At 63.8% G+C, this 18,182-nt stretch carries 15 protein-coding genes; 3 read left to right on the forward strand and 12 right to left on the reverse strand.

The features are described 5' to 3' along the window. Positions 1–297 precede the first annotated feature (297 nt). Positions 298–3,777 carry a DNA methyltransferase gene (locus BHU06_RS20995; RefSeq protein WP_070401180.1) on the forward strand — a complete coding sequence of 1,160 codons (3,480 nt, stop codon included), beginning with the start codon at positions 298–300 and terminating at the stop codon, positions 3,775–3,777. Between the two features lie 39 nt (positions 3,778–3,816). Here BHU06_RS20995 and BHU06_RS21000 read toward each other — a convergent pair whose 3' ends face one another. After that, the gene (locus tag BHU06_RS21000; RefSeq protein WP_070401181.1) at positions 3,817–4,524 is read right to left on the reverse strand and encodes a hypothetical protein; all 708 of its coding nucleotides are present in this window, start codon (positions 4,522–4,524) and stop codon (positions 3,817–3,819) included. A 464-nt stretch (positions 4,525–4,988) separates the two neighbouring features. Next, positions 4,989–6,464 (reverse strand): phage integrase N-terminal domain-containing protein, encoded by a 1,476-nt coding sequence (locus BHU06_RS21010; protein ID WP_070401183.1) that lies wholly within the window; start codon positions 6,462–6,464, stop codon positions 4,989–4,991. Between the two features lie 1,578 nt (positions 6,465–8,042). On the opposite strand from BHU06_RS21010, the gene BHU06_RS21015 reads away from it, so the two are divergent. Together BHU06_RS21015 and BHU06_RS21020 are read left to right on the forward strand one after the other, a co-directional pair. Next, a complete protein-coding gene (locus BHU06_RS21015) occupies positions 8,043–9,104 on the forward strand; it encodes a ParM/StbA family protein (RefSeq protein WP_139147160.1) in 1,062 nt (353 codons plus the stop codon). A 562-nt stretch (positions 9,105–9,666) separates the two neighbouring features. Then, positions 9,667–9,969 carry a hypothetical protein gene (locus BHU06_RS21020; protein ID WP_139147161.1) on the forward strand — a complete coding sequence of 101 codons (303 nt, stop codon included), beginning with the start codon at positions 9,667–9,669 and terminating at the stop codon, positions 9,967–9,969. A 218-nt stretch (positions 9,970–10,187) separates the two neighbouring features. Here BHU06_RS21020 and BHU06_RS21025 read toward each other — a convergent pair whose 3' ends face one another. The 10 genes from BHU06_RS21025 to BHU06_RS21070 all read right to left on the reverse strand — a co-directional run bounded on the left by BHU06_RS21025 (position 10,188) and on the right by BHU06_RS21070 (position 18,000). Then, positions 10,188–11,036: a hypothetical protein gene (locus BHU06_RS21025; RefSeq protein WP_070401186.1), complete on the reverse strand. Its 849-nt coding sequence runs from the start codon at positions 11,034–11,036 to the stop codon at positions 10,188–10,190. 321 nt (positions 11,037–11,357) lie between these two features. Then, the gene (locus BHU06_RS21030; RefSeq protein WP_070401187.1) at positions 11,358–11,708 is read right to left on the reverse strand and encodes a hypothetical protein; all 351 of its coding nucleotides are present in this window, start codon (positions 11,706–11,708) and stop codon (positions 11,358–11,360) included. Between the two features lie 190 nt (positions 11,709–11,898). Further along, positions 11,899–12,123 carry a hypothetical protein gene (locus tag BHU06_RS21035; RefSeq protein ID WP_070401188.1) on the reverse strand — a complete coding sequence of 75 codons (225 nt, stop codon included), beginning with the start codon at positions 12,121–12,123 and terminating at the stop codon, positions 11,899–11,901. A 47-nt stretch (positions 12,124–12,170) separates the two neighbouring features. Beyond that, complete coding sequence (locus BHU06_RS21040; RefSeq protein WP_070401189.1) at positions 12,171–12,785, reverse strand: hypothetical protein; 615 nt, start codon at positions 12,783–12,785, stop codon at positions 12,171–12,173. 239 nt (positions 12,786–13,024) lie between these two features. Next, positions 13,025–13,246 carry a hypothetical protein gene (locus BHU06_RS21045; protein WP_070401190.1) on the reverse strand — a complete coding sequence of 74 codons (222 nt, stop codon included), beginning with the start codon at positions 13,244–13,246 and terminating at the stop codon, positions 13,025–13,027. A gap of 438 nt (positions 13,247–13,684) precedes the next feature. Further along, positions 13,685–13,990, reverse strand: a complete 306-nt coding sequence (locus BHU06_RS21050; protein ID WP_070401191.1) for a hypothetical protein — start codon at positions 13,988–13,990, stop codon at positions 13,685–13,687. Between the two features lie 146 nt (positions 13,991–14,136). Beyond that, on the reverse strand, positions 14,137–14,340 hold the full coding sequence (locus BHU06_RS21055) for a hypothetical protein (RefSeq protein ID WP_070401192.1): 204 nt from the start codon (positions 14,338–14,340) through the stop codon (positions 14,137–14,139). Positions 14,341–14,409: 69 nt separating this feature from the next. Then, positions 14,410–14,808 (reverse strand): hypothetical protein, encoded by a 399-nt coding sequence (locus BHU06_RS21060; RefSeq protein ID WP_070401193.1) that lies wholly within the window; start codon positions 14,806–14,808, stop codon positions 14,410–14,412. Between the two features lie 298 nt (positions 14,809–15,106). Next, positions 15,107–16,444: a replicative DNA helicase gene (gene dnaB / locus BHU06_RS21065; RefSeq protein WP_083293370.1), complete on the reverse strand. Its 1,338-nt coding sequence runs from the start codon at positions 16,442–16,444 to the stop codon at positions 15,107–15,109. 248 nt (positions 16,445–16,692) lie between these two features. Continuing rightward, positions 16,693–18,000 carry a hypothetical protein gene (locus BHU06_RS21070; RefSeq protein WP_070401194.1) on the reverse strand — a complete coding sequence of 436 codons (1,308 nt, stop codon included), beginning with the start codon at positions 17,998–18,000 and terminating at the stop codon, positions 16,693–16,695. Positions 18,001–18,182: the final 182 nt, after the last annotated feature.

An 18,182-nucleotide genomic window follows, 5' to 3' on the forward strand; every position in this document is an offset into this window, starting at 1 on the left:
CGAGCGTGGTGTGTACGTTGTGCGTACGCCCTGCAAGCACGCCTGGTGTGGGCCGTGGCGCTCTGTGCTGCGCTGCTGCAGCAACGGGTGCTGCGAGGATAGGAGCGCTTCTCACGCGCGCGCGCCGGCGCTTTGGGGCCCTACGCACTCGTTGGCGCGGGAGTGCGCCTGGCGCTGCGAACTTTGGTTGTCGTGAGAGCTGCCCGCGTTGCTCTTTCGTCTCGGCTACGATGCTGCGGGCTCATTTGTCGTTACCCATTCCAACCCGCCGCAGTCCGCGTGGGTGCCCTCACACACATGGCAACACCAGAAGAGATCACCGCATTCATCCAGCGCTGGGAGGGTGTTCAGGCGAGTGAGCTTGCCGCGGCGCAGAGCTTCGTGATCGAGTTGTGCGCGCTGCTGGGTGTCGAGCGCCCTCACCCCACGGCTGAGCAGGACTACATGTTCGAGCGCCCGATCACGTTCCAGCACGGTGATGGCAGTACCAGCCCGGGGCGCATCGACTGCTACCGTCGCGGGCACTTCGTGCTTGAGGCCAAGAAGGTCAAGGCAGGCGCTCACACCAGGGGGTTCGATGACGCGCTCATGCGCGCGCGTGCCCAGGCCGAGGGTTACGCGCGTGCGCTGCCCGCCGCCGAGGGGCGCCCCCCCTTCGTGCTGGTGGTCGACGTGGGCCACGTGATCGAGGTTTATTCGGAGTTCAGCCGCAGTGGCGGCACCTACACCCCATACCCCGATCCCAGAAGCCACCGCATCTCTCTGTCCAGCCTGGCCAGCCCCGGTGTATTGGAGCGCTTGCACGCGATCTGGACAGACCCGTTGTCGCTCGACCCGGCCCGGGCGAACGCGCGCCTGACCCGTCAGGTGGCGGCCGACCTGGCAGAGGTTGCGCGCAGCCTGGAGGCCGATGGACACGCGCCGCAGCTGGTGGCCTCTTTCCTCACGCGCTGCCTGTTCTCCATGTTTGCCGAGGACGTTGGCTTGTTGCCGGCCGACGCCAACGGTGATGGCGCGTTCGTCTCGCTGCTCAAGCGCTTCGGGGACGATCCCGCCACGCTGCAACAAATGATGGGCGCGCTCTGGGCAGACATGGACCGGGGCGGGTTTTCAGCCGCGCTGGCCACCAAGGTCCTGCACTTCAACGGTAAGCTGTTCAAGCAGCCGCGCTCTGATGGCTACGCGCTGCGGCTGAACAAGGCCCAGATCGCCGGGCTGCTGTCTGCCGCGAGTGCGAGTTGGCGCGAGGTGGAGCCCTCCATTTTCGGTACCTTGCTTGAGCGCGCGCTCAATCCGGGTGAGCGCCACGCACTGGGGGCGCACTACACGCCGCGCTCTTACGTTGAACGTTTGGTGCTACCTGCCGTGATCGAGCCGCTGAGGCAGCAGTGGTCGGATGTCCAGGCCGCGGCGCTCTTGCTGGCCAAGGAGGCGGGCGAACTCGAGGGCAAGAAGCGCGACGACAAGCTGCGCGAGGCGCGCGAGGTGATCCGCAGCTTTCACCACCACCTGTGCACGGTGCGCGTGCTTGACCCGGCCTGCGGCAGTGGCAACTTCCTGTATGTGACGCTGGAGCATTTGAAGCGCCTGGAGGGGGAGGTGCTCATCCAGCTGGAGGCCTTGGGCGAGGCGCAGGCCCGACTGGGGCTGAGCGGGGAGACGGTGACGCTAGAGCAGCTGCGTGGCATCGAGCTCAATGAGCGCGCGGCGGCACTCTCCGAACTGGTCCTGTGGATTGGCTGGTTGCAATGGCAGGTGCGCACGCGCGGGCTGGCCAGTGTTGCGGAGCCGGTTGTGCACGACTACGGCAACATCGAGCATCGGGACGCGGTGCTCACCTACGAACGTTGCGAGCCCGCCACCGACGCCAGCGGACAGCCCCTCACCCACTGGGATGGCGTGACGTTCAAGCCGCACCCGGCCACTGGCCAGCCGGTGCCCGATGAGTCGGCCCGGGTGGTTCAGCTGCGGTATCTCAAACCGGGCAAGGCTGCGTGGCCCCAGGCCGACTTCATCGTTGGCAACCCACCCTTCATCGGCAACAAGCGCATGCGCCTGGCGCTGGGACATGGCTACTGCGACGCCTTGCGCGACGCCTGGCCGGAGGTGCCCGAGAGCGCTGACTTCGTCATGTACTGGTGGCACAAGGCAGCGCAGACGGTTCGCCACGGGCAGGCGCAGCGCTTCGGGCTGATCACCACCAACAGCCTGACCATGATCTTCAATCGGCGGGTGATTGAGGCGCATCAGAACGCAACACCGCCGCTGAGTCTGGTCTTTGCGATCCCCGACCACCCCTGGGTGGACAGCGCGGACGGCGCGGCGGTGCGCATCTCGATGTCGGTCGGAGCGTGCGGCCAGGCCGAAGGCCGCCTGCAGAGCGTCACCCGGGAGGCTGAGGCTGACGGTGGCGAGGTGGCGGTTGAGGTGGCCACCCGTCAAGGCGTCATCCATGCGGACCTGAAGGTGGGCGCCAATGTGGCTTCAGCCAGGCAGCTGCAGGCCAACGCCGGGGTGTCCAACCGGGGGGTGATCCCACACGGTGCTGGCTTTATCGTCTCGCCCGAGGAGGCGCGCGCGCTCGGCCTGGGCACAGTCAGCGGACTGGAGAAGCACATCCGCCCCTACCGCAACGGGCGTGACCTCACCGGTACGCCTCGGGGCGTGATGGTCATCGATCTGTTTGGCCTGCAATCCGAGGAGGTGCGCCAGCGCTTCCCCGCCGTCTATCAGTGGCTGCTTGAGCGGGTCAAGCCCGAGCGGGACGAAAACAACCGCCAGCGCGTGCGCGAGTTGTGGTGGATCTTCGCCGAGGCTCGCGTAGTTATGCGCCGCGCCTTGAATGGCTTGCCCCGCTACATCGTCACCGGCCAGGTCGCCAAGCACCGGCTTTTCCAGTGGCTGGATGCATCAATCCTGCCCGATGACAAACTCATCGCGGTGGCCAGCGCCGATGCGCTGCACCTGGGGGTGCTCTCCAGTGCCGTGCATGTGGCGTGGGCGCTGGCGGCCGGAGGCCTTCTCGAGGATCGCCCCGTCTACAGCAAGTCCACCTGCTTTGAGACTTTCCCATTCCCCGACCTCGATAGCGGCCTCACGCCCGAACTGGCCGAACGCATCCGCAGCCTAGCCGAGCAGATCGACTCTCACCGCAAGGCACAACAGGCAGCACATTCCGATCTCACGATGACCAGCATGTACAACGTGCTGGACAAGCTGCGCGCCGGCGAGACCCTCACGAGCAAGGAGCAAAGCATCAACGCCAAGGGCCTGCTCTCCGTTTTGCGCTCCCTGCACGAAGACCTGGACGCAGCAGTCCTGGTCGCCTACGGTTGGTCAGACCTCACGCTGCCTACCGACGCCGACGAACTGCTTTCGCGTCTGGTGGACCTGAACCAGCGCCGCGCAAGCGAGGAGGCTACCGGGCAGGTGCGGTGGTTGCGCCCGGACTTGCAGCAGCTCGCCCAAGGCGGCGCACAGGCGTCGCTGTCCGGCGTGGCACCCGAGCAAGAGGAAGAAGAAGGCGCAACCTCGCCCGCGGCTGCAGCACCCGTTGCGATCCGTCGGGCTTGGCCATCGGGCATCCCCGAGCAGATCAAGGCAGTGGCAGACGTCCTTGGGGCAGGCTCACGCCCCATGGAGATCGAGGACATCGCGGGCCATTTCACTGCGCGTGGGCGCTGGCGTGAGCGCCTGCCAACCATCTTGGAGACCTTGGAAGCGCTGGGGCGCGTTCGCCGATTGGGCGAATCAAGCTGGGGCGGCCCGGCGCTGTAGCCGCCTGCCCTCGTCGGACGCTGGCAGGGCGGCGCTACCTCACGCGATTCGGGTCAGATGAAACAGCCCGATCGCCGCAGATCGGTAGTTGCCCACCGACTCTCCGACCGTGAAGTCGAGCTCGGGCCCGTTCTTCGCCTCGGGATAGGCCTCAAACAGTGATTCACGCGTGTGGTATTCCACGCCCTTGTCGTGGTCCACATCAGCGCCGTCCGGGGTCAGAGGCTCCAGACGGTAGACGGCGGCGCCCCCGGCCGCCTCCAGCGCGACGATGGCCATGCCGTGAGGGTCACCCATCAGCGCGAACAACTCGTTCACGCGCACGCGCACCGCGGCCGCTTCGGCATCGGTGAACACGCGCTCGCCGCCCGGCCCCTCGATCTCATCAGCCGGGTCGTCGAAGTGAAAACTCAGTCCCGCGCGCTCAAGGCGCAGGATGAACTGCTCGGTTTGCTCCCGATCGAGCAAGGGCTGCAGCAAGAACTCACGGCCCGCCCCCATGGGAACGATGCTCCACGTCCAACCCAGATCCGCGAAGCCGATCAAGAGTCCATCGATCGCAATGCCGGCTTCTTTGAGCGCGTCCCACGTGTCGCCCTGCACCTCGTTCATGCGCGCAACCTCCTCGCGAGCAAAGACGGGGCAAAGACCCATCGAATGCGTCTGCTTGCTGTCGTGCAGCCCGTAGTAGCAGGCGTCGCTGCCGTCGAGCTGGAAGACGGCCGGGGTGAGGTTGGGATTGGTCATGTTGGGGGTGCGCGTGGGTTGATGTGCGTTCTGTCGTTACCTGCGTTCCAAGCTACGCCCAGAGGCGCGTTTGTCCAGTGCGCCGGCGCGCGCCGCCCGACAAATCCAAGAAGCGCCCGCCCACACCCCCTGCCATTGCTGTTCAGGTGTCGTTTCTGCATCCAGCGAGTCGCTCAGCCCGCGACCGCCCCCGCGCTCACTCAAAACGCGTTCGCCTAAATGAGAGGGGGGAACCGCTTTCGCAGTCCCCCCCTTCTTCGCCTATCCGCCCCAGCCGCCCAAGCCCTACCGCGACCGCGCCACCTCAGCGGCTCCAGCCGCCTGCGGCGCCGACCTCCCCAGTCCGTCCAGAAGTAGTTTCGCAATTTGCGCCTGCATCACGTCAAGCTGCCTTGCGAACGACCGCTCATCCCGGGCGCCAGTGCGCGAGTCGCGTTCCAAGTTCTGCGTCTCCTGCACAGCCATCACTCGCGCACGTTCAGTTCCAGGTAGCTGTCCCGGTCATCCTCGCATTGCGAAACGTCCAGCACCTCCACCCCAAGCCCATCTCCCGGGCGAAGCACCGCCGCCGCCGCCTGCTGCAGCAGTTCCAGGCTGCTCGTCTGGGCGCTCACGCCTTCGCGCTCAACGAGCAACCGCACGTTGTCACCGCTCACGAGCCTCACCCCCTGCGCCGCCTTGCCGCCCAGGTACGCCGTGCGCACCCCGCACAGCTTCAGCACCGCTGCCAGGCCAGCACATCCCTCAACTCGCTCCACCCAGGCCTTGGCCCGTGCAATCTCTTCCCTGGACTGCGTATAGACACTTCCGTTGTACGCCCCCGTGATCGTCGGGCGCACGTGGCCCATTTCCAGACTCAGCCGTTGCGCCCCTTCACGCACAAGATCAGCGTTTGCCCGGTAGATCGCCATCGGAACCGTGCCCTCCACAGGCGCCGGCAGACCGGTCAACTCCAGGTGGCGCCGGCCCGCATACATGTGGCGCAGACCGTGTGGCAGCACACCCAGCCCATCCCGTGTCACCCCGTACTTTTCGCATGCGTAGTAGAAGTGCCGGAGCATCTGTACGTAGTCCTTGCCAGGAACAGCCAGCTTCAGCTGTCGATGCTTGCGCGCAAGCAACTTCGCTCGTTCCAACACGTCCCGCTGCCAAGTCCGAAGCGCGATGTCCTCCGACAGCGGCACTGTTCGTGACTTCCCCCCCTTTGCACCACCACGACTGCCCTCCCGGACGTGTAGCGAGTCTCCAAGGTCTCCCCCAATCGGCTCCAGATGGGTCGCCTCCCGCGCGCGCAACCCGAACGCCAGCATCGCCTCAAGACACAGTGAGACAACCGGGTACTCCTCCCCCATCTTCCCGATTACTTCCATCGGGTCCACGTTCTTTGCACTCCAGGTCTTCGGTTCCAGCGCAACCTTGCTCTTGCGCCGCTCCAGCAAATCCACCCCCTCGCGCTCCAGCCAGGCGAAGTACTCCTCATTGCGGGGAATCATGCTGGGTTTGCCCATCATGGTCGTGAACGTGCGCAAGATGCTCACTTTGTTCTGGATGTTCTGGTACGACTGGCCATCGGCCATCCATCGCTTGATCAGGGCCAGAACGTGCTTGCGTCCGAGCTCGTCCAGGTTGCGAATCGCCATCCGCTCCTGCTTCAACTCGCGCACCGCACGCAAGATTCCCTCCTTCGAGCTCGTTTGCGTCCCTTCCGACATCCTGCGCTTGCGACCTGTGCTCACCGGTAGATCTTCATTCGTCATCACGTACACCACCTGCTTGATGATGTCGTTCGAATGGCGTTGCTGCGCCTGCCTCACCGACTTGGCCAGCACCCCAGTGTTGCGCCGTACTGCCCTCTCCTTCAGCCTCTCTCGCCTCAGAACCGCGCTGATCTGCCGATTCACCTCACGTGGATCCGGTAACTCGAAGTCGTCGTCTGACATGGCTTGATCTCGATCCATTTTTCACATTCCTTTCCCGGCCTATGCCGTATCCCCAGCGGGGCTAGTTGCAGATTCGCCAATCAGGCGATCGAGCGCCAGATGCGAGCTCTTCTCTTGCTATTGCCAAAGCCCCCAGCCACTGGCCCCGCCTCGCAAACGCAAAAGAACAACGCGCACCCCATCGTGGCGCTCCTCTACAGAACAGCTTCCAGGTCTTGCACCCCCTGGCGGGCATTCATCACTCGTCTTGGTTCTTCGCTGAGGACGTTAGTAATCCATCCTGCCGTCACGGGAAGCGACTCCGTTGGGCAACCCTTTTGCAAGGGGCACCCTGAGCCTGTGAGGCGGCTCAGGGGGGGTAACTGACTTCAGAAGTCAGGGCCGTTTCCGGTGGCCAGCCTCGACCCGCTATTCGCGGGCCCCGTTTCTTCACTTGTCAGTCGGACGTTGCGACTGACCCGGTCCGCACGCATGTTTTCCCGTCTCCCCCTTTGTAGGCCACGTGGGCTCCCAGCTTTGCCAGGCGGTTTGACTTGCCACTGTCGGTGGATGCGTGCGTCGGAACGTGAAGCGATTGCTTGATTCCCCGAAGGGCGCCGGCTCAGGTGCTTCTGTAGAAAACAGCACGTGATGGCGGGTCCAGTCTTTGGACCTGATGGATTACTAGCGGGCTGAACCCCATGCGGGGCCGCCACTTCCTGTCCGCATCTAGGGACAAGGCAGCTGGGTCTGCTGACCCGGTTCTGGACCTTCTGGTCCTTGCACTGCGTTTCTCAACTTGGAGGGCGAAGCAGTTGCTCCAGCAGGGGAGCGGTTTTCTGAAAGCACTCGGCTTTCGATACATCACGTGGATGCAGTGATGCGTACTCTATGCACGCTTGGACATGCTCGCAAGCGAACTGGCCCTGCTGTGAACATCGCAGACCACGGACGCGGTTATCCACCGAACGGACAAATCGATCCTACTGCCGACAATGCCTCCGCTATCGACTGGCAGGCCGCGTCAATCCTGGGCCCTGTCCTCACTCCGTCTCCGTTATTTCCTTCCAAAGCCTCGTTGCGGGTAGGTGTGGACAAATCGCTTTGCGGTTTGCTGATGGGCCGCCTCTTGGTGACGGCCGCGCTCGAGGTGGATCTGCCATTCAAGTCTCTCCAGCCTGGTTGCTGCCGGCCAGGACCACCACGATTGAGCCACTCGCGCTGCCGGTGTGCGTGGGCTCGTTTGGGCCTCGCGAGGACCGCTTAAGGCTCAGGCACTAGCCTCGCTGCCCCCGCGCGTGCCGCGCTGGGTCGCATTGGGCCTCTGGAGGCCCACCACGGCCCAGGCACCTGCTTTTCGGCCCCGGCGCGTGCCGCGCTGGGTCGTACTGGGCCTCTGGAGGCCCACCACGACCCAGGAACCTGCTTTTCGGCCCCGGCGCGTGCCGCGCTGGGTCGTACTGGGCCTCTGGAGGCCCACCACGACCCAGTGTTGGCGGTGATGGACCACGTCGCGCGACAAATGCGCGACGACTTCGGACAATCTCCTTGTGAGTTTGCTGTTTCCTTCAACATCGGAGAGTCCAAATGCATCGTGATATGAACACCACCGTCGTCGCGTCGTGCGCGGTGGATGTCGGCTATGCCAACGTCAAGTACAGCTCGGGGCGCGCGCAAGTCCGCGGCCAGGTCGTGATCCGTACCGGCGTCTTCCCCGCCGTTGCACCCGTGCTGTCGAACGACGGCTTCCAGGTTCGGGAGGGTTCGCCGGCCGCCGATGGGACAGTTGTTACGTTGGGCGGAACTCGCTACTTCGTCGGCAAGGGAGTCGCTTTCCATTCCAATGGCTCGGAGCCGCGCACGGTTCCCAGTAACTACTGTGAGTCGGATGAATACATGGCCCTTCTTTGTGGCGCCCTGCACTACATCGCCAAGGACGTTGGAGCAAAGCAATCGATGACGATCGAAACGCTTGTGCTCGGTCTGCCGCTGTCGACCTGGCGCCAACACCACAAGGCCCTTGCCTCTCGTGCAACGGGCGACCATGTCTTGGGGGTCTTGGGCGACGGTGAATCGAAATGCCTGGTTCATGTCAAACACGTCTCCGTGATCGTCCAGCCGCTCGGCGCTCTATATCACCATGGCATCGGTGCGAGCGAGACGGCGCTGGAGGGCTGGACGATGGTGGTTGACGCAGGCGGGGGAACGCTCGACTGGTTCGTCTCGAACCGCATGCAGCCCAACTGGCCGCGGTCGGGCGCTCACAACAAATCGATGCTGGCTTGCTGCTACGCGGTGGCCGATCAGATCAACCCGGCTTGGAAGGATCAGTATGAGATCGTGAATCGGATTGACCTTGCCTTGCGCAATGCATCGGACTACTTCGAGGTGCAGGGGGTGAAGTACCTCCTGGCCAAATACCGCGCAGCCGTGGACGTGGTGCTGCGCGAGAGCGTCAACAAGATGATGGCGTCGGTGACGCAGACCGACAACCTGGACTACATCCTGGTTACGGGGGGGGCGGCAGGAATCTTCTACTCCTTCCTGTGTGACAACTATCCGCAGCTGAAGCCCATCCTGCACGTGGACTCGGACAACTTGTACGCCAACGTGAAGGGGTTTCAGGTCGTTGCCGAAATGGTGCACGAGGACGTCCACTGATACCGTGAAAGGAGATTGCTATGCACGACGCTTCTCGGGCCGCAACCCACGTTGATGATGAAGAGAAAGAACTACTTCGAGCGCGTGTTCGCCTGCCTCCTACGATAGGCCCGGTCTACGACCACCTCGTAGCGCTGCCGGCAACTATGCGCTCCTCTCGCATACATCAGCTACTTGTTCTTGGGTACATGTACGAGGCGCAGCTGTTCCGAGGCAGCGCGGCTGTCGTGCCAGCGATGGGAGTGCCCACACCCGAACCAACCAAGCCGACTGTCTCACTTCGGACTGCAGGCGCGGCACGCCAGCGCTCAACTCCTGAGAATCACGCCACCAAGTCAGTGACCGAGGCGGTTTCTGTGGCTCGGGCAACTGCCCGGGAGCGCATTGGTTCACTGGGGGCGATGTTGCCGGCCGACTAGGTCCTATCGCTTGCAGACCGAGGGCCGTCACGCACGGTCCTTTTTTTTTGGGGGACCTGTTGACAACTGGTTGTTTCGTGAGAACCTGAATTCAACCAGACACAAACCCAGGAGCTGCAATGCCTCATGTGACCGAACTTGACATGACCACCGCTGACTTCCGCCAGCACTACACCCCTGATCCCCACTGGCTGCTCGGGACGGCCTTTGGTCGGGACCTTCTCAAGATGCGCTTGCGCCAGGTCGAACCGGATCTGAATGTGCCAGAGTGGAAATACGCCGCTCATCTGGATCCGAAGTTGGAGCGCATGGTCGACGACCTCGGGCTGCGCGAGGTGGCCAAGCCCCGCACGGCGTGGGAAACCCTCAAGTTCATGAAGATCGCTTCGAGCTCGATGTTGGCCGTCAGCCGCGGCGAGCCGCTGCCCGAATGGACTTTCGCCTGATGCAAAAAAATTCTCGTGATGGATTTCCCCCTCACCCCACTCTCCTCTGGCAGGAAACTGATCAGACTACCCACGGATCCAGCGCACCCCCCTGACCAATCGCAAGGAGCCAAAGAAAAAGCCCCGGCACACTTTACGTGTGACCGGGGCTTTAATTTGCGGTTTGCAGTATGCAGATTGCTCAGGCCCTCACGGGCTCGAGTACGCGTTGTCGTCGTTCAGATCGGCTCGGGCGTCACCTTCTTCTTCGGGGCCTTCTTGACGATGTTCACCTTGGCCTTGAGCCAATCGCGGTCGTCAATGGCATCGATCAGGCGTTCACCCAACTCGTCGAAGTGCACGTTCTCGCGCCGGCGCGCACTGTCTTGGCCGGGCACACCGAGTCCGATGAAGTACGTGTCCGAACAACGGTCGTAACCGATCATGACCGGGCCCTTGAACTTCTCGGTGTCCACGGTGCAGGTGACGCCAGGCGCCACGATGGCCGACTGCTCTTCGGGCGGGTCCACAAACGCGAGGTCCTTGGCGCCAGCGTCGATCAGCACATTGACCACGCGGCGTAGGCCACCGTCGACACGAAGTTCCTCCATCTGCGTGAGCATGTCGCGCAGGTAGGGGTTCTGGATCTCGGTGTAGTCGCCTGCCAGGAGCTCGTTGATACCAAGATAGCGCCCTTCCCATTTCACGGGGAAGTAGGTCTGGACACCGGTGAGCATGATGGTCCGCGAGCCGCCGTGGCTGGGGTCGTCGCTTCCGTCCGCTGCCGTGCCATCGAAACGGCGCAACTGGTAGAACTTCAGGTTGACCTTGTCGCCGATCGTCACCGGCTCGCTGAGCAGCAGCGTCTTGACGATGCAGAAAGTCGCGGGACCGGTCTTGATGAGCGTGAAATCCTCGCTCTGCTCGACCACCTTGCCTTCTGCCGGCTGCAGGTAGCTCACACCGCCGAGGGCGTTGTGACCAACCTCGCCGAGGTAGGTGGTGAACTTGTACGAACGGATGTTCTTGCCGACGTGAGCGCCGACAACGGTTTTGACCCAGTCGCGGGCGATTTCTTTGAGGTTCATGGTGCTTTGATGTGAAAGCGCCAGGGCCCCTCGCCCCACTGGGCATTGAGAAGCCCCAGCGGGTTGGTTGAAGGACGCTCGGTGAGCGTCTGTGCGGCAGTGCCGGCAACTGGTGTGATTCTTCCCTACGGCTGCGACGTTGTCGCGTAACGTGGCTCCCCTTCGGAGGGGGCGGTCAACGCTTCGATCCAATCCTGGCAGTAGGCGGCGCCGGTGACACCACGCTCACGCACCGCGCGAACTCGGTTCATTGACACGTTCATCTGCTCGGCCAGGCCGCGGATGGTCTTACGATGCTCGCGCATGAGACGGCGAACAGTCTCAGGCGAGAGCTGCGTCTCGCGGTTCTGTGGCGGGCTTGTCATGGAACTTGCGGGGGACGTAGTCGTTTACAGGCCAGCCGTGCTCCTCACTCAACTCGCTCGCGTAGGCCAAGGCCAGTGAGTGCGTGCCGTGATCGCCGACACATTCGACGCCACCGGTTTTCAGGTGGACGTAGACCGAGAAGAACGTGGGGTTCACGTAGTCCGTTTCGTAGACCATTCCCTCTTCAGGGTGGGCATACAGATCACTCACCGGCTGAATTTCGATGGCGTCGTACAGGTGGGTGTGCCCTTGGACCATGCCTTCGAAGAAGCGATCGTCCAGGTCCGAAGTGACTGCGGGTTTCATGGTGAGTCCTTTGCAGGATGCACCTCCCAGCGGGCGACGGTGCACCCAATGGGTTGAGGTAGAGGCTGCCGCGTGGGCAGCGAATTCGGCCTTGCCGGATTCCTTCAACCCCCGGCTCGGGAGGCTCAAGGAATCCACCTGATCCCAAGGGTCAGGTGGAGCCGTCGTTTCGGTGCGTGTGACGTGAACGTCAGTGGCACATGGAATGCTCCTGGGGCACGTCCGGGGTGCACACCAGAATCCACTCGCGTTTGGTGTGGCGCGCGGCGCGAATGACTTCACGCAACTCCTCGGGTTGGTCTCCCAGATCGTGCTCTGGCCTCGGCACCTTGATGAGGTAGCCGCCCGGCGTTTCGAACTGGACGCATTGCGCCTGGTCCTCGCTGAGCAGCAACATCGTCCAGGCGTCGAGCATGCCGGGGGTCAGTCGCAGCGTTTTCGCTGGTGGTGACCAGCTGCTACTCACGCTTCGCATAGCGCCTCCAGGCGCCGTTTGGGCGCAGCGATGCTCTCGCCGTTGTAGGTCACATCCAGGCACGGCACGAACAGGCTTTGAGCCTGCACGATGGCCTGGCCTACCGCGATGCGATTGAGGGCCACCAGATCGCGCTCGCTGAGCGAATCGCGTGCTTGGGCGGAATGGTAGTGAACCGTGGTCTTTCGCTGGCCGCGTCCGGGCATGCAGTTGACTTCAATGAAGCCCAGGTTGACGGTGCCATTCTTCATGACAAAGCCATCGCGGACTTCGTAGTCGAACTTGGCGAGCCGTTCTTTGGCCTGCTGACGGGTCACTTCTCGAACGCCGGCTTCGCTCACGACGTAGCTTCGCGCTTCGGCGCACTGGTTGAGCGCAACCAAGGCGCGCTCGCTGGCGCGGCGGTCGATGTGCAACGGTTCGAGGTCCGTGCCGTGTGCGCGCACGACCCACAGGTAGCTCATGCCTGGGGCATAGGTCTCCTGAAGCGTCTGGCGATCGTGTTGGTAGAAATCCTGCTTGTAGTGCTGCAGCAGCGGATAGCCCGGTGCTTCGACTACGGCACGCATCTTCTCGAAAAGGATGTCGGATGGCTGACTCATGTTGTTCTCACTCTTGCGGGCTCACGAGCCCCCAAGGGAGCATGTGCCCCATCGGGTTGATGATTGGGCGACGCAGGGTCGCCGAACAGTGCCTTGCACTGAGGTGGCTGCATTGTGAGTGCGCGCGCTGGCCGCCGCAAGCCACTGTGACCACCTTCACCCGCGATGGGTTGCACATGAATGGCCGGAAAAGGAAAAGCCCCCACGCATTGCTGCAAGGGGGCTTCGGAAGGGTGGCCTCAGGCGGCCATGGTCGTTTTGCCCGCGTCGGCCGAGACGTTCATGAAGTCTCGAACGCACTTCAGGATTTCGGTGCCGCGCTGGGTGGCCAGTGCACGCATCTTCGCGCTGGGGCTCAAGCGGTTGAACCACAGGACGTGCTGCACCGGCACACCAGCTTGGATCAAAACGGGCGTGGCCAGAGGTTCACGAATCTGGGAGACGGAAGTCGTCGTGTTCATGGGGGCTCTCCAAAGTGTTACCGGGCACGTCGCCCCTTGTGCACTCTCATGGGAACATGGGAGAAAGCACACAAGGAACGACGCGCACCGGCGACGAGAGACCCATAAACCATGGGCGCTGCACCACCAGATGATTCTGGCGGGGCAGCTGGGAGCGGCGCTGCGTAGAGCGCCGGACCTCTGGATAGCTGCAGCTATTTCAGGCAGCGGCCTCGAAGACGAAGCCTCGGTTGAATGCGGTCACAGGGACAGCAAATGGTGCGAACACCAAGGTGAGGCGAATTCTACGGGCGCGCGCGCGGCCATCGCAACACATCGTGAACTGCGCCGGTGGGCGCACACTGTTGTCGTGTCGGATGGCGCACGCTGTCATCGAGCATCGCTGCTTTCGCGTGCTTTTCTCACGCACATCAGCCATGCTCGCTGTTCCTGTGTGGGTTATAGCGCGGTGGTGAGTTCGCTTTCCTCGTACAGCGCGAGTTCGTGCACGACAGGGCCGTCGGCATCGAACATGAGCCACTGAATGTCTCGCTCGCTGGCGAAACTCAGGCAATCGCGCACATCCTGAGGCAACGCGAGGTTGCTCAGCAAGTCTTTCAGCGCTGGCTCTGGCACGTAGAGGAACCAGCCGTGCATGCTCTTGGGATGGTAGATCGCGCCTTCGAGATCGTCGTTTTCCAACTGTTCGCGGGTGATCTGGGTGAGGTGGGCCGTGCTCAGGCACAGCATCTGGTGGATTTCCATGGTGCTTGGTGTGTGTTGATGCACTGCCATGGCTCCAAGCGTGCAGCGCTTGGGTACGCTGCAGCGCAGATAAAAGAAAAGCCGCTCACAGACCTGGGTCTGCGGGCGGCTTCGGTGGTGAGCCTTGCGGCTCGCGAACAGAGCGTCTATGCGCGGCCTGCTCGTCGGGTGGCGTTGGGCGCCATGAACTCTTCATCGAAGCGCTTGCGCTCGGTTTCAAGTTCTTTCGTCATCTTCTCGTTGATCTTGCCCAATCGGATGTTGAGCGGTATCGCAGCTGCGATGCCCAAGAACATGAGAATTTTCAGAATGTCGGCGCCGGACATGAGGTGTTGAAGCAGTTGCTGCATGTGGATGTTCCAGATTTTAGGGTTGCCCCCAAGAAACGCAAGGTTTGCGCGTCGCGAGGCAACGACTTTTCAGTCGTTGCGCCTGCGCCGCTCAAACTCAGCTCGGAACACGCTTTGCGCAATGCCCCGCACGGTGCCGGCCATCTTGCGATGGGCCTTGGCTGACTCCCGCTCCTGCAGGTCTGCTTCCAGCTTCGCGTAGCGGTTGGCCAACGTGTAGAACACGATGAACCACGCCAGCGTGAAAGCGAACATGAGAATGTCCGTTTCTTTGTAGCCGAAGTAGGTACCTGCGGCCGAGCCGATAGCCGAGAAGTCGTGTGCGACCTCGCGCATCCGGCTGACGGCATAAGGCTGCTGCTCGAGCACCTCAAGTTTGCGCCGAAGCGCGGGGAGTGCGGCCTTGAACACCAGCATCGCCAAGAGCGATACCGGTGCGAGAACCGCCAGGATTTGGAAATGGGTCACTAAGTACTCCTCCCTCTAGGTTTGTTGGAAACCTGACGAGGAGCACCCCTGACGGAGTGTGCCCGTCAGGGTGGTGAATGCATGCGCAGGGCATGCTGCAGTCGCAGTTGCGAAAGGTGCGCCCAGTATAGGGGGGGCCTGGTCTTTGCGCTCGCAACCTGGCTCAGCGCTGATCGAACTCGGCCGGGTCGTGCGCGGAGCCGCTGGCCTTGGCGCGCGGGCTGAGAAAAGTACCGGCGGTGATGGCGTCGGCGACCCAGTAGATGCCCTGGCTGAGATCCTTCTGTGTGCCGCGTGCTCAGTCGCCCAGACTTGCCAGCGATTCGAATCGGGTGAGTGAGTTGAGGAAGGCGAGCTTGACGGTGCCGGTCGGGCCGTTTCGCTGCTTGGCGATGATGACCTCAGCCACCCCTGGCTCCTTGCACGCGTCCTTGGTGTAGTACTCGTCGCGATAGATGAACATGATGATGTCCGCATCCTGTTCGATGGCGCCGGACTCGCGCAGGTCGCTCATCATGGGGCGCTTGTCAGCGCGCTGCTCGACGGAGCGGTTGAGTTGCGAGAGCGCGATCACCGGGCACTGCAGTTCCTTGGCCAGCATTTTCAGGCCACGCGAGATCTCGCCCAACTCGCTGGCGCGGTTGTCAACGTCGTTGCTGCCCGACATCAGCTGCAGATAGTCGACGACGATGAGGCCCAGACCGCCAGTCTGGCGAGCGAGACGGCGCGCGTTGGCGCGCAACTCGCTGGGTTTGAGCCCTGGTGACTCATCGATGTGCAGGGCGACGTTGCGCAGCCGCTCGATGGCGTCCGTCAGGCGCGGCCATTCGTCATCGGTGAGCTTGCCGGTGCGCAGGTTGCTCTGGTTGATGCGCCCGATCGAACCCACAATGCGCACGGCCAGCTGCGATGCGCCCATCTCCATGGAGAAGACGGCCACCGCCTTGCCTTCATTGAGGGCGACGTTCTCCGCGATGTTGATGGCCAGCGAGGTCTTGCCCATGCTCGGACGCGCCGCCAGCACGACCAGGTCGCCCGGCTGCAGGCCTGTGGTCATGCGATCGAGGTCGGTGAACCCGGTGGCAAGCCCGGTCACATCCTGCGGGTTCTCCGCACGCGCGCTCACCTCGTCGATGAGGGCCGTCACCAGCGAGGTCATCGACTGAAAGCCCGTCTTGAGTCGCGCACCCTGCTCGCCGATCTGGAACACCTTCTGCTCGGCCTGGTCGAGGATGGTGGCCACGTCGCGACCCTGGGGGTTGAGTGCTGCGGTGGCAATCTCGTCGCTGGCGGCGACAAGGCGGCGCAGAACCGAGCGCTCGCGCACGATTTCGGCGTAGCGGCGGATGTTTGCCGCGCTCGGGACGTACTGGGCGAGCGAGTTGAGGTAGACCAGGCCGCCGCAGGCGTCATCTTTTGCGTGGTTCTGCAGTCGCTCAAACACAGTGACGACGTCTGCGGCCTTGCTCGCATTGATCAGCTGCTCGCACGCCTCGAAGATCAGTCGGTGTTCATAGCGGTAGAAGTCTTCAGCGTTGAGGACGTCTGCGACGCGATCCCAGGCCGAGTTGTCCAGCAGCAGTCCGCCCAGCACGCTCGATTCGGCCTCGATGGAGTGCGGCGGCACGCGCAGCATGGCGGTGGCGGCGTCTGGCCCGGCGCTGGCCAGGGCGGCGTCGAATGCGGGCGGCGCACACGCGGCTTCCAGCCCAGGGCCGCTTTCGGTGGTGCGACGCGCGCGGGGCGTGGGTGCGCCGGCCGGGGCGTCGGGCACGCGTGGCGCCCGCGGCTGAGCGCTGGTTGTGTCGCTCAGGTTCAGTGTGGGGTCGAAAATCCCGCCCGCCTGGTGCTGGGGAGCCGTGATGTCGTCGAAGTCTTCGGGGTTCACAGGGGTGCTCCGGCAGCGGCTTCGGGTTGTTGCGGAAGTTGCGCGGCGTGCAGCGTGGGCACTTGCAGGGCGGGTTGCGTGCTGGTTTGCGTCTCGGAGCGCGTTTCGATGCCGGCGCCGCGCGCGATCACGCGCAGGCTCTCGATGGTCTTGAAGCCCGCGCGCCACTGCGCCTCCTCCTCGCTGAGCGTCTTCAGCCACTGCTGGATGAGCGTGTTGCGGATGACCGAGGGGCCTTGAGCGCCGTGGTGCTCGAGCGCAGGCTGGCCGTCCTGGCGCTGGGCTGATCGCTTGGTGGTAGTGCTGCTCAGGCCTGCGAAGGCGCGCTTGAAGATCAGGTAGAGCGCAGCGCTCTCCATGGGGGAGAAAGTGGCGCTGGCCGGCATCTGCACGTTCTCGCGCGCGGGGGCGGCCGGTTCTGACGGCTCGGCGCGCCGGCGCCTTTGTCGCGAAGGGAACAGCGGGCCTTGCAGGCTGTGCCGGCGAAGGAAGGCGGCGCGCTCGCTGGGCCCGCCCAGGCGCGCAGCGATGTTCGTGAGCAGGTGCTCGCGCAGCTTGATCCAGGGCAGTAGCGTCTCGCATACGCGCGCGGGCAGTGTGAGGCTCCTGCCCTGCAGGGTGAGCGAGGGCGGGATCGTGAGCACAACAGGGGCCAGGGGCATGCGCGCGCCACAGGGGTTGTCCACGCCGGCCTCATTGACGCTCAACTCGGTGGGGGCCGTGGCGGTGCTGGTGCCGCTGCCCTCGCCGTGCAGGGGGGGCTGCGCGGCCGCGTCCATGGCCTGCAGGATGTTCAGCCCGCCCGCGCCCAGGTCGGCGAGCTTGAGGTTGATCAGCTCGGCGCTGGTGACGCCTGTCTCGGCCACAAGGGCGACGATGGCGCGGTCGCGCAGCAGCCACCATTGGCGAAAGCTGTCGGTGCTGGGTGCAAAGGTCTGGCGCAGCTGGTTGGTGTTTTGCAGTCGCGCGAGCACCCCTGGGGGCAGCACGGCGCCTTGGGCGTCCTTGGCGTTGTAGGCGGGCTGAGGCGCGTCCATGGTGGGCGCTTGCTCGATCCACCCTTGGATCGCGGCGTTTTCGTAGACGCCTTTGAGCACACGAAAGTAGCGCACGCGCGTGAGGCTGGACATGCGGGCGGGGTTGCGCGGGGGGCGGCGGCGCCGGCGCAGGCTGGGCGCGGGGCCATCGAGGAAGGCGCGCACGTGGGCGGTGGTGGCGTCGCTCCAGTGCAGCGCCTGGGCGGCCAGCCACTGGCACCAAGCCCCCCACAGGATTTCGTTGGCGGCGATGCTGCTTGGGGCCATGGGGCGGGGCTTTGTGCGGCAGATCTCGCTCCAGCGCTGTACGGCCTGCAGGTGGTTGGGGGCGCTGGGGTTGGCGCGTCCCTGGGGTGGTGGTGAATGTGGGGCCGGTTCGGGGCCGAGGTCGGGTGCGATGGGGTGGATGCGCGGGCGACCGCGCCCTCGCTTGGGCGTGGGTGCGTTGG

Source organism: Hydrogenophaga sp. PML113, assembly GCF_001777155.1.
GTDB lineage: Bacteria > Pseudomonadota > Gammaproteobacteria > Burkholderiales > Burkholderiaceae_C > Hydrogenophaga > Hydrogenophaga borbori.

Bases quoted from the DNA above. Each gene is read 5' to 3' on its own strand.
- BHU06_RS20995 (WP_070401180.1), top strand. From the start codon at position 298: ATGGCAACACCAGAAGAGATCACCGCATTCATCCAGCGCTGGGAGGGT.
- BHU06_RS21000 (WP_070401181.1), bottom strand. From the start codon at position 4,524: ATGACCAATCCCAACCTCACCCCGGCCGTCTTCCAGCTCGACGGCAGC.
- BHU06_RS21010 (WP_070401183.1), bottom strand. From the start codon at position 6,464: ATGTCAGACGACGACTTCGAGTTACCGGATCCACGTGAGGTGAATCGG.
- BHU06_RS21015 (WP_139147160.1), top strand. From the start codon at position 8,043: ATGAACACCACCGTCGTCGCGTCGTGCGCGGTGGATGTCGGCTATGCC.
- BHU06_RS21020 (WP_139147161.1), top strand. From the start codon at position 9,667: ATGACCACCGCTGACTTCCGCCAGCACTACACCCCTGATCCCCACTGG.
- BHU06_RS21025 (WP_070401186.1), bottom strand. From the start codon at position 11,036: ATGAACCTCAAAGAAATCGCCCGCGACTGGGTCAAAACCGTTGTCGGC.
- BHU06_RS21030 (WP_070401187.1), bottom strand. From the start codon at position 11,708: ATGAAACCCGCAGTCACTTCGGACCTGGACGATCGCTTCTTCGAAGGC.
- BHU06_RS21035 (WP_070401188.1), bottom strand. From the start codon at position 12,123: ATGCTCGACGCCTGGACGATGTTGCTGCTCAGCGAGGACCAGGCGCAA.
- BHU06_RS21040 (WP_070401189.1), bottom strand. From the start codon at position 12,785: ATGAGTCAGCCATCCGACATCCTTTTCGAGAAGATGCGTGCCGTAGTC.
- BHU06_RS21045 (WP_070401190.1), bottom strand. From the start codon at position 13,246: ATGAACACGACGACTTCCGTCTCCCAGATTCGTGAACCTCTGGCCACG.
- BHU06_RS21050 (WP_070401191.1), bottom strand. From the start codon at position 13,990: ATGGAAATCCACCAGATGCTGTGCCTGAGCACGGCCCACCTCACCCAG.
- BHU06_RS21055 (WP_070401192.1), bottom strand. From the start codon at position 14,340: ATGCAGCAACTGCTTCAACACCTCATGTCCGGCGCCGACATTCTGAAA.
- dnaB (WP_083293370.1), bottom strand. From the start codon at position 16,444: ATGCTGCGCGTGCCGCCGCACTCCATCGAGGCCGAATCGAGCGTGCTG.
- BHU06_RS21070 (WP_070401194.1), bottom strand. From the start codon at position 18,000: ATGGCCCCAAGCAGCATCGCCGCCAACGAAATCCTGTGGGGGGCTTGG.